The following is a 12,287-nucleotide window of genomic DNA, read 5'->3' as shown; positions in this document are numbered from 1 at the left end:
GGTGGTGCCGACCGGCGCCACCTGTACCGACTACAACACACTTCCGCGATGGAGCAGCCATGAGCGCCGGCCTTGTTATCCTTGTCGTCTTCCTGATCGCCAGTGCCGGTTTCTATCTCGGCCGCTCACGCATCATCCGGGCGGCCGGCGGCGATATCCGCAAACTGCATTCGCGGCCCAACTACTACGGTCTAACCGTCGCGCTGTTCGGTGCCGTTCCGGCGCTTCTGCTGACCATATTCTGGCTGATCCTGCAGCCGGTTTACATCGAAAACCAGGTTTCGAAGCAGATCGAACCGGGCGATATTCCCGAAGGCGGATCGCTCAGCCTGGTAATGTCCGACGTGCGACGGATCGCGGATGGTCTTGACGTTGCCGTCGCCGACGGGGTGATGACCGAGGACAAGATCGCCACGCTGGACACCGACTTGACCGATCTGCGCGCACGTCTGGGCGAGGTGGGGGTCGCCGTCGCCTCGGACATCAAACCGAACGTGTTCGGGGCCGCGACGGTCTATCGTGAACTTGCCTCGGGCCTGCGCATGGCGATGGCGGTGGTCGTAATCGGGGTGAGCCTTGCCGGCGCCGCCTTCGCGATGCTGCGCATCCATCCAGGATACCGCGCCCGCAACGTTTCCGAACGCGCGATCAAGGCGCTGCTGATCCTGTCGTCGTCGGTGGCGATCCTGACCACCATCGGGATCATTTCGTCGCTGCTGTTCGAAACACTGCATTTCTTCAAGCTCTACCAGGCGCGCGATTTCTTCTTCAGCATGACCTGGAACCCGCAGTTCCGCGGCGGGTCCGACCTTGGAATCCTGCCGTTGCTCTGGGGGACGCTTTACGTGTCCTTCGTGGCGTTGGTCTTCGCGGTGCCGATCGGACTGCTGGCGGCGGTCTACCTGTCCGAATATGCCAGCAAGCCGGTGCGCGCCTTCGCCAAGCCAGCGATCGAAATCCTGGCCGGCATCCCGACCATCGTGTACGGGCTGTTCGCGCTGATCACCGTCGGGCCGCTGCTGCGCGATTACTTCGCGCAACCGCTGGGCCTAGGCAATTCGTCGTCGTCGGTGCTGACCGCGGGCGTGGTGATGGGCATCATGCTGATCCCCTTCGTGTCGTCGCTGTCCGATGACGTGATCAACGCGGTGCCGCAGACGATGCGCGACGGGTCCTACGGTCTGGGCGCGACCAAGTCCGAAACCATCAAGCAGGTGATCCTGCCCGCCGCCTTGCCGGGGATCGTCGGCGCCGTGCTGCTGGCCGCCAGCCGCGCCATCGGCGAAACCATGATCGTGGTGATGGGGGCAGGGGCCGCCGCCAAGCTCAGCCTCAATCCATTCGAAGCGATGACGACGATCACCGTGAAGATCGTCAGCCAGCTGACCGGCGACACCGAATTCGCCAGCCCCGAAACGCTGGTGGCCTTCGCGCTCGGCCTGTCGCTTTTCGTCGTCACGCTGGGACTGAATGTCCTCGCGCTCTACATCGTGCGCAAATACCGGGAGCAGTATGAATGACCGACGCATCGACGCCCGAAACCTCGCCGCGCGGCAAGCCGTCCAGTTCGCTTCTGCGACAGGATGCGCGCACCAAGAAACGCAATGCGTCCGAGGCCCGCTTCCGCACCTATGGCGCCGTCGCCATCGGTATCGCCATCCTGGCGCTGGTCGCGCTGTTGGGATCGGTTCTTTACAACGGGTCCTCGGCCTTCCGGCAGACCTTCATCGCACTCGATATCTATCTTGATCCGGCGAAGCTGGACAAGGACGGCAGCGGCGATCTGGAAAAGATCGCCAAGGTGTCGACCTTCGGCTATGCGCCGCTGATCAAGGCGGCCTTTGAGAAGGAATTCGAGAAGCCCGAAATCGGTGTCGAGGGCCTGAAATCCAAGGACGCCGCCAAGATGATTTCCAAGGAAGGCCCGGCAGAGCTGCGTCGCTACGTTCTGGCCAACCCGGACATGATCGGCGAAACGGTGCGTTTCGATTTCCTCGCCTCGGGCCGGATCGACGGCTACTTCAAGGGCCGGGTGACGATGGAAAGCGCCGAGCGCGACAAGAACGTGTCGCCGCAGCAGTTGCAACTGGCCGACCAGCTGAAAGACGCGGGCCTGCTGCGCACCAAGTTCAATCCGGGCTTCCTGACCCGTGCGGACGCGTCGGAAAACCGCCCCGAAGCCGCCGGGCTGGGCGTGGCGATCCTGGGCTCGTTCTACATGGTGATCGTGGTGCTTGTTTTGGCGCTGCCCATCGGAGTCGCGACCTCGATCTACCTCGAGGAATTCGCGCCCAAGAACTGGCTCACCGATGTGATCGAGGTCAATATCTCAAACCTCGCGGCGGTACCGTCCATCGTGTTCGGTATCCTCGGGCTGGCGATCTTCATCAATTTTGCCGGGCTGCCGCAATCGGCGCCAATCGTCGGCGGGCTGGTTCTGACGCTTATGACGCTGCCGACGATCATTATCGCCACCCGCGCGTCGCTGAAGGCGGTGCCGCCCTCGATCCGCGATGCCGCTCTTGGTGTGGGCGCGTCGAAGATGCAGTCGGTGTTTCACCACGTGCTACCGCTGGCCGCGCCCGGGATTCTGACCGGCACCATCCTCGGGCTGGCGCAGGCGCTCGGCGAAACCGCGCCGCTTCTGCTCATTGGCATGGTGGCCTTCGTGCGCGAATTCCCCGCCGCTCCGCCGGAAGGGCTGTTCGATCCCGCCGCGGCGCTGCCGGTTCAGGTTTACAACTGGACGCAGCGCGCCGACCCGGCCTTTGTCGAGCGCGCCTCGGGCGCCATCATCGTCCTGCTGGTGTTCCTGCTGCTGATGAACGCCGTCGCCATCATTCTACGCCGCCGCTTCGAACGCCGCTGGTAAGCTGTTACAAGGGTCCTATCCAATGTACGACACACTCACTCCGGAGAACGCCGTGGAGCAGAAAGAAATCAAGATCGACGCCGAGAACGTACAGGTTTTCTATGGCGACACCCACGCGATCAAGGACGTTTCGGTCAAGATCGAGGACAAGACGGTCACCGCCTTCATCGGGCCGTCGGGTTGCGGTAAATCCACCTTCCTGCGCTGCCTGAACCGGATGAACGACACCATCGACATCTGCCGGGTCGAGGGCAAGATCCTGCTGGACGGCGAAGACATCTACGACAAGCAGGTCGACCCGGTGCAGCTGCGCGCCAAGGTGGGCATGGTGTTCCAGAAACCGAACCCGTTCCCGAAATCGATCTATGACAATATCGCCTATGGTCCGCGCATCCACGGGCTGGCGCGCAACAAGGCCGACCTCGACGAAATCGTCGAAAAATCGCTGCGCCGCGGCGCCATCTGGGACGAGGTCAAGGACCGCCTGGACCAGCCCGGCACCGGCTTGTCCGGCGGCCAGCAGCAGCGCCTGTGCATTGCCCGCGCGGTGGCCACCGAACCCGAGGTCCTGCTGATGGACGAACCCTGTTCGGCGCTCGACCCGATCGCCACGGCGCAGGTCGAGGAACTGATCGACGAACTGCGCCAGGATTATTCGGTGGTGATCGTCACCCACTCGATGCAGCAGGCGGCCCGGGTCAGCCAGAAGACCGCCTTCTTCCATCTCGGCAACCTGGTCGAATTCGGCGAAACCAGCCAGATATTCACCAACCCGGTCGACCCGCGCACCGAAAGCTACATCACCGGCCGGATCGGCTGATTCAACGGACCAATATTGAGGACTCCGTAATGAGCGAACAACATATCGTAAAATCCTTTGACCGCGACCTGGAAGCGATCCAGGCGCAGATCATGAAGATGGGCGGGCTGGTCGAGGAAGCGATCCTCAAGGCGTCGCAATCGCTTGAAGAACGCGATGAGGAACTGGCCGAAAAGGTTCGTAACGGCGATCAGGCGATCGACGACCTGGAGCTTCTGATCAACGAAAACACCGCCCAGTTGATCGCGCTCCGGGCACCGGCGGCGTCGGACCTGCGGGTGATCCTGAGCGTGATGAAGATCGCCGGTAACCTCGAACGGATCGGCGATTACGCCAAGAACATGGCCAAGCGCACCGGCGTTCTAGTGCAGATGTCGCCGATCACCGGATCGCACGCGGCGCTGCGCCGGATGGCGCGCGAGGTTCAGTTGATGCTGAAGGACGCGCTCGATGCCTATATCCAGCGCGACGCGGAACTGGCGATGGACGTGATCCATCGCGACGAAGACGTCGACCAGATGTATAACGCATTGTTCCGCGAATTCCTGACCTTCATGATGGAAGATCCGCGCAACATCACCGCCTGCATGCATCTGCATTTCATTGCCAAGAACACCGAACGGATGGGGGATCACGTCACCTCGATCGCCGAACAGGTGGTGTATCTGGTCAAGGGTGAACTGCCCGAAGCGGGGCGGCCGAAAGGCGACCAGACCTCGATTGATCCGAAACTTGGAAAGGTCTGAGAACGATGTCGACAACGCAACCGACGGTTCTTGTCGTAGAGGATGAACCGGCACAGCGCGAAGTTCTGGCCTATAACCTCGAAGCCGAGGGATTCCGGCTTGTTAAGGCCGAGAATGGCGAAGATGCCCTGATCATGGTGGAGGAGGAAAACCCCGACATCATCGTGCTGGACTGGATGCTGCCCAGCGTGTCTGGGATCGAGGTTTGCCGCCGGCTGAAAACCCGGCCGGAAACCCGTGGTATCCCGATCATCATGCTGTCGGCCCGGTCCGAGGAAGTCGACCGGGTGCGCGGGCTGGAAACCGGGGCCGACGATTACGTCGTCAAGCCCTATTCGCTGGTCGAACTGATGGCGCGGGTGCGGGCGCAACTGCGCCGGACCCGGCCGGCCACGGTGGGCGAACGTCTGGAATACGAAGATATCGTGCTGGATGCCGAAACCCACCGGGTGACCCGTGACGGCGAAGCGCTGAAACTGGGGCCGACCGAATTCCGGCTGCTGTCGACCTTCATGGAAAAACCCGGCCGGGTGTGGAGCCGTGAACAGCTTCTCGACCGGGTCTGGGGCCGCGACATTTATGTCGATACCCGCACCGTGGATGTCCATATCGGCCGGTTGCGCAAGGCGCTGACCCGGTTCGGCGGTTCGGATCCGCTGCGCACCGTGCGCGGCGCCGGATATGCCTTGGGCTGAGCCGGGCAATTTCCGTCGCGGCATTCGCGGCGGAAAACGCGCCGATTCCCGGCAGCTGACAGATCAACGGGGCAGGGGGTCTTCGTCCTCGGCCTGCGTTGCCAGCCAGTCGCGAAAGGTCTTCAGTGCGTTGTCGTTGGATTTCGTCACCGGCCAGACCAGGTAATAGGCGCCCAACGGCCGGGTCGGCCCGCCATAGGCGACCACCAGCCTGCCGTCTTCCAGGTCCTGCTGGACGAGGTAATCGGGCAGCAGCGCCACGCCGAGCCCGTGTACCGCCGCCTGTAGGATGGTGGAAAACTGGTCGAACAGCGTGCCGCTGACGCCGCTGGCATCGACGCCGTAGCTTTCGAACCATTGTGCCCAAGCGGCGGGGCGGGTTTCGATGTGCAGAAGCGGCATCTGCGCCATGTCGCGCGGATGGGCGATGGTCACATCGCGCAACACCTGCGGCGCACAGACCGGCAAAAGGTTTTCCGTCTTCAGCTTCAGGTGTTCCGTTCCCGGCCATTCGGCATTGCCGAAATGGATCGCCGCATCGAAGGTTTCGCGGGCGAAATCGAAGGGTTTCAGCCGGGTCGCCATGTTGATGGTGATATCCGGGTGACGGGCGGCAAAATCGGGCAGTCGGGGCACCAGCCAGCGCATCCCGAAGGTGGGCAGGATCGCCAGGTTCAGGCTGCCGCCCTGCGGGTTGACCTGCACCTTGACCGAGGCCTGCGCGATCACCTGCAGCGCCCCCCGGATCGTCCCGGCATACTCCGCCGCCGCCGGTGTCAGCCGCATGGTTTTGCGCTCGCGGATGATCAGGGTGGTGCCCAGCTGGGTTTCCAGTGCCTGCAACTGGCGGCTGACCGCGCTTTGGGTCTGGTTCAGTTCCTCGGCCACCGCCGTTGCGCTGCCCAAACGGTCCAGCGCTTCCAGCGCGCGCAGCGAGGCGATCGAGGGCAACAGGCGCCTTTGCGGTGCGATCATGCGTTTAACTCATGAAGTGATGCGATAATTTCGCTGTGTTGACGGGCATCTTTGGCGTATCGCTTGTATAAACGCAAGGAAAACTCATGAAAGGGACCTTATCATGACCGATCGCCCAGCATTGCGCGCCAAGGACGCCCCCGATCTGAACACGTTCGATTGGGCCGATGCCTTCAAGTTCGACGATCAGCTGAACGAAGACGAGCGGATGATCCGCGACAGTGCCCATGCGTATTGTCAGGAAAAGCTGCAGCCGCGGGTTCTGAAAGCCTTTGCCGAGGAACATACCGACCCCGAGATTTTCCGCGAGATGGGTGAAATGGGTCTGCTGGGCGTCACCGTGCCGGAACAGTACGGCGGCATTGGGGCAGGGTACGTGTCCTACGGTCTGGTCGCGCGCGAGGTTGAGCGGGTCGATTCCGGCTACCGGTCGATGATGTCGGTGCAATCGAGCCTGGTGATGTACCCGATCTATGCCTACGGCAGCGAGGAACAGCGGCAGAAATACCTGCCGAAACTGTCCAGCGGCGAATGGATCGGCTGTTTCGGCCTGACCGAACCCGATGCCGGGTCGGATCCGGCGGGGATGAAAACCCGCGCCACCAAGACCGACAACGGTTACGTGCTGAACGGATCGAAGATGTGGATTTCCAACAGCCCGATCGCCGACGTGTTCGTCGTCTGGGCGAAATCCGACGCCCATGGCGGCAAGATTCGCGGCTTCGTTCTGGAAAAAGGCATGAAGGGCCTGTCGGCGCCGAAGATCCAGAACAAGATGAGCCTGCGCGCCTCGATCACCGGGGAAATCGTGCTGGACAACGTCGAAGTCGGCGAAGACGCGCTGCTGCCGTATGTCGAGGGGCTCAAGGGGCCGTTCGGTTGCCTGAACCGGGCGCGCTACGGCATCAGCTGGGGCGTTCTGGGCGCCGCAGAATTCTGCTGGCACGCGGCGCGTCAATACGGGCTCGACCGGCACCAGTTCAAGCGACCGCTGGCGCAGACGCAGCTTTATCAGAAGAAGCTGGCCGACATGCAGACCGAGATTTCCCTGGGGCTGCAGGCGTCGTTGCGGGTTGGGCGCCTGATGGACAAGGCCGAAGCGGCGCCTGAGATGATTTCGATCATCAAGCGCAACAACTGCGGCAAGGCGCTGGATATCGCGCGTCTGTCGCGCGACATGCATGGCGGGAACGGCATCAGCCTGGAATTCGGCGTCATCCGCCATATGGTCAATCTGGAAACCGTGAACACCTACGAGGGCGCGCATGACGTGCACGCGCTGATCCTTGGCCGGGCACAGACCGGGCTGCAGGCGTTCTTCTGATCGTCAAAGGCAGGTGGCGCGGTTCTGCCGCGTCCCACGCATATTCCGGCACGCCAAGGCGCTAGACTATCTCACTATAAGAGAAACGTATAATCAGTATTATGTTAAAAATAATTTGCTGCGAACGACCGGGCAAGTCATGAATTGCCAAGTATTAACAATTGCATACAGCAACAAACAAAGGCCGGGTTTTCACCCGGCCTTTTGCGTTTAAACGGCTTCCAGCGCGATCGCGATGCCCTGACCGACACCGATACACATCGTCGACAGAGACCGCTTACCGCCGTTCAGCTTCATTTCCAGCGCCGCCGTCCCGGTGATCCGAGCCCCCGACATGCCCAGCGGATGGCCCAGCGAAATCGCGCCGCCATTCGGGTTCACCCGCGGATCGTCGTCGGCAACACCCAGTTCGCGCAACGTGGCGAGCCCCTGGCAGGCAAACGCTTCGTTTAGCTCGATCACGTCGAAATCGCTTGGCGTCAGCCCCAGCCGCGCCATCAGCTTCTTCGATGCCGGTGCCGGCCCGATCCCCATGATCCGTGGCGGAACGCCTGCCGTGGCGCCGCCCAGGATACGGGCGATCGGCGTAAGGCCATGTTTCTTAACGGCTTCCTCACTGGCGATAATCAGCGCGGCGGCGCCGTCATTGACACCGCTGGCATTGCCGGCCGTCACCGATCCGCCGTCGCGGAACGGCGCGCGCAGCTTGCCGAGGGCTTCCAGCGTGGTCGACGGGCGCGGATGTTCGTCCGTATTGACGATGATCGGATCGCCTTTTCGCTGCGGGATCGTCACAGACGTGATTTCATGCGCCAGTCGCCCGTTTTCCTGCGCCATACCGGCTTTCTGCTGCGATCGAACCGCGAAAAGGTCCTGATCTTCGCGGCTTATGCCGAATTCCTCAACCACGTTCTCGGCGGTTTCCGGCATCGAATCCACGCCATATTGCGCCTTCATCAACGGGTTGATGAAGCGCCAGCCGATGGTGGTGTCGAAGACCGTGTTCGAGCGTGAAAACGCGCTTTCGGCCTTGGGCATCACGAAGGGCGCGCGCGACATGCTTTCGACGCCGCCGGCAACGATCAGGTCGGCTTCGCCCGCCTTGATCGTCCGCGCGGCGGTGATCACCGCATCCATCCCCGAACCGCACAAACGGTTCACGGTGCTGCCCGGAACACAATCCGGAAAACCCGCCAATAACAAGGACATGCGAGCCACGTTTCGATTGTCTTCACCGGCCTGGTTGGCGCAGCCAAAGATCACTTCCTCGATCGCGGCAAGGTCCATTCCGGGGTTGCGTTCGGCCAGCGCTTTCAGCGGGATCGCGCCAAGGTCATCGGGGCGCACCGAGGCCAGAGAGCCGCCGAAACGGCCAATGGGCGTGCGGATGTAATCGCAGATAAAGACGTCTTTCATCATGTCAGCTCCGGTGTGATGAGGTCCAGAACGGCGCCGTCCAGATGCAGCGGTGCGCCGGTCAAGGATTGCAGGTTATCCATTGAAATATCGGGGATTTTTTCGCGCAGCACGAAATGGCCGTCTTCGATGTCAACCACCGCGAGCGAGGTGTAGACGCGGGTCACGCAACCGACCCCGGTCAGCGGGAAGGAACAGCGTTCGACCAGTTTCGGCTTGCCGTCCTTGGTGGTGTGGTCGGTGACCACGGCCACGCGCCCTGCCCCATGCACCAGGTCCATCGCGCCGCCCACCGCCGGAATGCCCGACGTTCCGATGCGCCAATTCGCCAGGTCGCCGTTCTGCGCCACCTGGTAAGCACCGAGGATCGCCACGTCCAGATGCCCGCCGCGCACCATGGCGAAACTGTCGGTATGGTGGAAAATCGATGCCCCGGGATTGAGCGTCACCGCCTTCTTGCCGGCATTGATCAGATCCCAATCTTCTTCGCCCTCGGGCGGCGCTTCGCCGAAACCAAGGATGCCGTTTTCGCTGTGATAGATCACGTCGCGGCCTTCGGGCGGGTACTTGGCGACCATTTCGGGAAAGCCGATGCCAAGGTTGACATAAGCGCCGTCTTCGATGTCCTGCGCCGCGCGCCAGGCGATTTGCGCGTTGGTCAGTTTCTGCCAGTTCATCAATACACCTCCCCGGCGCGGATCAGGTCTTCTTCCTGTTGCGGATCTGGCACCTCGACAATGCCGCTGACGAATATGCCGGGGGTGATCACGTCGACCGGATTTATCCCGCCCAGCGGTACGGCCCTGCTGACCTGTGCGATCGCGGTGTCGGCAGCCATGCACATGATCGGGTTGAAGTTGCGTGCCGCCAAGCGATAGGTCAGATTGCCATGCGGATCGCCCAATTCCGCCTTCACGAAGGCGAAGTCGGCCTTCAGCCAGCGTTCCATCACATACGGTTTGCCATCGAATTCCTGAATCTGCTTGCCCTCGGCCAGATCGGTGCCGTAACTGGTCGGCGTGAAGAAGGCGGGAATACCGGCGCCGGCGGCACGGATACGTTCCGACAGCGTGCCCTGCGGCACCAACTCCAGTTCAAGTTCGCCGGACAGGTATTTGCTTGCAAAGGATTCATGGTCTTTGGTGCGCGGATAGGAACAGATGATTTTCCGCACCATTCCGGCATCGATCATCGCCGAAATTCCGATCTTCCCGGTGCCGGCATTGTTGTTCACCACCGTCAGGTCCTTGGGCGACCCGGTGGCGCGGTAGCGGTCGATCAGCGCATGGATCAGCTCGATCGGCGCGCCTGAACCGCCGAAGCCACCGATCATCAGCACGGCACCGTCGGGTATGCCTGATACTGCCTCATCAAGGTTGTCTATGGTCTTGTCCATGATCGTTCCGGTTCCTCCTCAGAACGGACATAGGACAGAATGGCGCTTGCGCTAAGGTTTTTGTGCGAATAGTGATTTTTGTTCATATCCCGTCCAAAGATGTGCGTATCATGAACAAAACCACCGATCACATCCATTCTCTCGCCAAGGGGCTGCGGGTTCTGGAATGTTTCCGCGCCGATGCGCCGCGCCTGACGATTTCCCAGGTGGCGCAGGACACCGGACTGGACCGGGCCACCGCGCGGCGCTGCCTGCTGACGCTGCATGCCGAAGGCTATGCCGATTACGACGGCAAGTATTTCACCCTGACGCCGCGGGTGTTGCGGTTGGGTATGGGGGCGATCGCTTCGCTGCCGTTGCCGCAGATCGTGCAGCCCTGGCTGGATCAACTGACCGAACAGATCGGCGAAAGCTGTTCGGTGTCGATCCTCGACGGGACCGAAATCGTCTACCTGGCGCGCGCGGCACAGAAACGGGTGATGTCGATCGGGCTGATGCCGGGGTCGCGCCTGCCGGCGCATTGCACCTCGATGGGGCGCGTGTTGCTGGCCGCCCTGCCCAACGACCAGGCCCGCGCGCTGCTCGATGCCTCGGACCTGACGCCGCGCAGCCCGCGCAGCCTGACCGACCCGGATGACATCATGGCGGAAATCGCCAAAGTGCGGGACAATGGCTATGCCCTGAACGATCAGGAAATCGAAACCGGGCTGCGGTCGCTGGCGGTGCCGCTGCGCGACGGTCGTGGCAATGTGGTGGCGGCGCTGAATACCGGCATGGCGGCGACACAAAACGATCCGCAACAGGTCGTGGCGCAGTACCTGCCGGCGCTGAAGAAGGTGCAGATCGGGCTGAGCCGGGTGCTTTGATCCACGTAGGCGTGACAGCCCTAGATAATCGGCTGGGTTGAGCCGGGTTTAAAGGGGCAATACTATTCTGCATTGTATTGATCCTGCGGGTTTATACATTTAGCTTTGCGACTATCGACAGATTTAAAAAGATCTCAGATAATATAATATTTATCGCGGTGTTTGAGAGCAAAGCGATAGTGCCGGCGGAATGAGGAAGGGATGCAATTCACCCAGTATCTGAAAGCGATCACGAATGCGCAAAGCATCGCAGAGCTTTGGGATATGCACACCAAGAAGATGGCCGAATATGGTTTCGACCGGTTGATCTATGGCTTCACCCGCTATCGCAGCAAAAGGTCGTTCGGCGATCCGGAAGATTGCATCGTCCTGACCAATCACAAACCGGACTACACAGATGTGTTCATCGGCCAGGGCCTGTATTTTCAGGCGCCGATGACGAAATGGGTGCTGGAAAACGAAGGCGCCTGCAGCTGGAACATCCTGCAGAAAATGATGCAGGGCGGCATGCTGAGCGAAAGCGAACGCCGCGTGATCGAATTCAACATCTCGCAGGACGTGCTGGCAGGATATACGATCAGCTTCAAATCCATTTCACCGCGCAACAAGGGGGTGATCGCGCTGACCGCGCGGGCCGATATCAGTCAGGACGAAATTGATGAGGTCTGGGCCGAGCATGGTGAAGATATCGTCTTGATGAATAACGTCGCGCATCTGAAGATCATGACCCTGCCCCATTCGGGCGCTGGCCGAGGCCTGACCAAGCGGCAGAGAGAAGTTTTGGAATGGGTGGGCGACGGCAAGACCACGCAGGATATCGCGCTGCTGATGGGGCTGACGCCAGCCACCGTCGAAAAGCACCTGCGCCTGGCCCGTGAAGCCCTGAACGTGGAAACGACCGCGCAGGCGGTTCTGAAGGCCGCTTTGAAGAATCAGATGTTCGTGATCGAGCTTTGACAGGATGCGGCGCTCCCCAGTTCCTCCCGGGGTGCGCAACCGCGGTTAACAGAGGCGCGATAGAACTGCGTTTAAAGTTGCGTCTGAACGACAGTTTTTGAAAACATATCATCGCTGCTATCGACACTCCCATTCACAAAAGCTAAAAATATATATTACGGTTGTTTTTTTAAAAGTTGAACTCGCCTGCTTCGTGCTCGTGGGACCAGAATAATGGGGA

The 12,287-nt window shown here is 61.1% G+C and carries 12 protein-coding genes; 8 read left to right on the top strand and 4 right to left on the bottom strand.

What is annotated here, in order from left to right; translation table 11 throughout:
- Positions 1-59: 59 nt before the first annotated feature.
- From pstC to phoB, 5 genes are read left to right on the top strand one after another with little or no spacing between them, the layout of a single operon-like run.
- Positions 60-1,520 (top strand): phosphate ABC transporter permease subunit PstC, encoded by a 1,461-nt coding sequence (gene pstC / locus IT775_RS01830; RefSeq protein ID WP_212699353.1) that lies wholly within the window; start codon positions 60-62, stop codon positions 1,518-1,520.
- Positions 1,517-2,872: a phosphate ABC transporter permease PstA gene (pstA, locus tag IT775_RS01825; RefSeq protein WP_212699352.1), complete on the top strand. Its 1,356-nt coding sequence runs from the start codon at positions 1,517-1,519 to the stop codon at positions 2,870-2,872. The genes pstC and pstA overlap by 4 nt, the downstream gene beginning before the upstream one ends.
- Before the next feature lie 22 nt (positions 2,873-2,894).
- Positions 2,895-3,692 carry a phosphate ABC transporter ATP-binding protein PstB gene (gene pstB, locus IT775_RS01820; RefSeq protein WP_212699351.1) on the top strand — a complete coding sequence of 266 codons (798 nt, stop codon included), beginning with the start codon at positions 2,895-2,897 and terminating at the stop codon, positions 3,690-3,692.
- Between the two features lie 29 nt (positions 3,693-3,721).
- Entirely contained in the window at positions 3,722-4,438 is a 717-nt protein-coding gene (gene phoU, locus IT775_RS01815; protein WP_212699350.1) for a phosphate signaling complex protein PhoU, read from the top strand.
- Positions 4,439-4,443: 5 nt separating this feature from the next.
- Positions 4,444-5,133 carry a phosphate regulon transcriptional regulator PhoB gene (gene phoB, locus IT775_RS01810; protein WP_212699349.1) on the top strand — a complete coding sequence of 230 codons (690 nt, stop codon included), beginning with the start codon at positions 4,444-4,446 and terminating at the stop codon, positions 5,131-5,133.
- 63 nt (positions 5,134-5,196) lie between these two features.
- On the opposite strand, the gene IT775_RS01805 is transcribed toward phoB, so the two are convergent.
- On the bottom strand, positions 5,197-6,105 hold the full coding sequence (locus tag IT775_RS01805; protein WP_425519531.1) for a LysR family transcriptional regulator: 909 nt from the start codon (positions 6,103-6,105) through the stop codon (positions 5,197-5,199).
- A gap of 106 nt (positions 6,106-6,211) precedes the next feature.
- Here IT775_RS01805 and IT775_RS01800 point away from each other — a divergent pair, with 106 nt between their 5' ends.
- Positions 6,212-7,432, top strand: a complete 1,221-nt coding sequence (locus IT775_RS01800; RefSeq protein WP_212699347.1) for an acyl-CoA dehydrogenase — start codon at positions 6,212-6,214, stop codon at positions 7,430-7,432.
- Between the two features lie 210 nt (positions 7,433-7,642).
- Here IT775_RS01800 and pcaF read toward each other — a convergent pair whose 3' ends face one another.
- From pcaF to IT775_RS01785, 3 genes are read right to left on the bottom strand one after another with little or no spacing between them, the layout of a single operon-like run.
- A complete protein-coding gene (gene pcaF, locus IT775_RS01795; protein ID WP_212699346.1) occupies positions 7,643-8,848 on the bottom strand; it encodes a 3-oxoadipyl-CoA thiolase in 1,206 nt (401 codons plus the stop codon).
- A complete protein-coding gene (locus tag IT775_RS01790; RefSeq protein WP_212699345.1) occupies positions 8,848-9,525 on the bottom strand; it encodes a 3-oxoacid CoA-transferase subunit B in 678 nt (225 codons plus the stop codon). The genes pcaF and IT775_RS01790 overlap by 1 nt, the downstream gene beginning before the upstream one ends.
- The gene (locus IT775_RS01785) at positions 9,525-10,244 is read right to left on the bottom strand and encodes a 3-oxoacid CoA-transferase subunit A (protein ID WP_212699344.1); all 720 of its coding nucleotides are present in this window, start codon (positions 10,242-10,244) and stop codon (positions 9,525-9,527) included. The genes IT775_RS01790 and IT775_RS01785 overlap by 1 nt, the downstream gene beginning before the upstream one ends.
- A 110-nt stretch (positions 10,245-10,354) precedes the next feature.
- Between IT775_RS01785 and IT775_RS01780 the strand changes: the two genes are divergently transcribed.
- Together IT775_RS01780 and IT775_RS01775 are read left to right on the top strand one after the other, a co-directional pair.
- On the top strand, positions 10,355-11,110 hold the full coding sequence (locus tag IT775_RS01780) for an IclR family transcriptional regulator domain-containing protein (RefSeq protein ID WP_212699343.1): 756 nt from the start codon (positions 10,355-10,357) through the stop codon (positions 11,108-11,110).
- A 201-nt stretch (positions 11,111-11,311) separates the two neighbouring features.
- A complete protein-coding gene (locus IT775_RS01775) occupies positions 11,312-12,067 on the top strand; it encodes a helix-turn-helix transcriptional regulator (RefSeq protein WP_212699342.1) in 756 nt (251 codons plus the stop codon).
- Positions 12,068-12,287 lie beyond the last annotated feature (220 nt).

Origin of the sequence: Thalassovita aquimarina, assembly GCF_018219815.1 — a bacterium.
In the GTDB taxonomy this organism is placed as follows: Bacteria; Pseudomonadota; Alphaproteobacteria; order Rhodobacterales; family Rhodobacteraceae; genus Thalassobius; species Thalassobius aquimarinus.
This window is presented reverse-complemented; position numbering and strand designations above follow the sequence as displayed.

Coding starts and splice junctions, on each gene's coding strand:
- pcaF (WP_212699346.1), bottom strand. CDS start 8,848: ATGAAAGACGTCTTTATCTGCGATTACATCCGCACGCCCATTGGCCGT.
- IT775_RS01780 (WP_212699343.1), top strand. CDS start 10,355: ATGAACAAAACCACCGATCACATCCATTCTCTCGCCAAGGGGCTGCGG.
- IT775_RS01785 (WP_212699344.1), bottom strand. CDS start 10,244: ATGGACAAGACCATAGACAACCTTGATGAGGCAGTATCAGGCATACCC.
- pstC (WP_212699353.1), top strand. CDS start 60: ATGAGCGCCGGCCTTGTTATCCTTGTCGTCTTCCTGATCGCCAGTGCC.
- phoU (WP_212699350.1), top strand. CDS start 3,722: ATGAGCGAACAACATATCGTAAAATCCTTTGACCGCGACCTGGAAGCG.
- pstA (WP_212699352.1), top strand. CDS start 1,517: ATGACCGACGCATCGACGCCCGAAACCTCGCCGCGCGGCAAGCCGTCC.
- IT775_RS01800 (WP_212699347.1), top strand. CDS start 6,212: ATGACCGATCGCCCAGCATTGCGCGCCAAGGACGCCCCCGATCTGAAC.
- phoB (WP_212699349.1), top strand. CDS start 4,444: ATGTCGACAACGCAACCGACGGTTCTTGTCGTAGAGGATGAACCGGCA.
- pstB (WP_212699351.1), top strand. CDS start 2,895: ATGTACGACACACTCACTCCGGAGAACGCCGTGGAGCAGAAAGAAATC.
- IT775_RS01790 (WP_212699345.1), bottom strand. CDS start 9,525: ATGAACTGGCAGAAACTGACCAACGCGCAAATCGCCTGGCGCGCGGCG.
- IT775_RS01775 (WP_212699342.1), top strand. CDS start 11,312: ATGCAATTCACCCAGTATCTGAAAGCGATCACGAATGCGCAAAGCATC.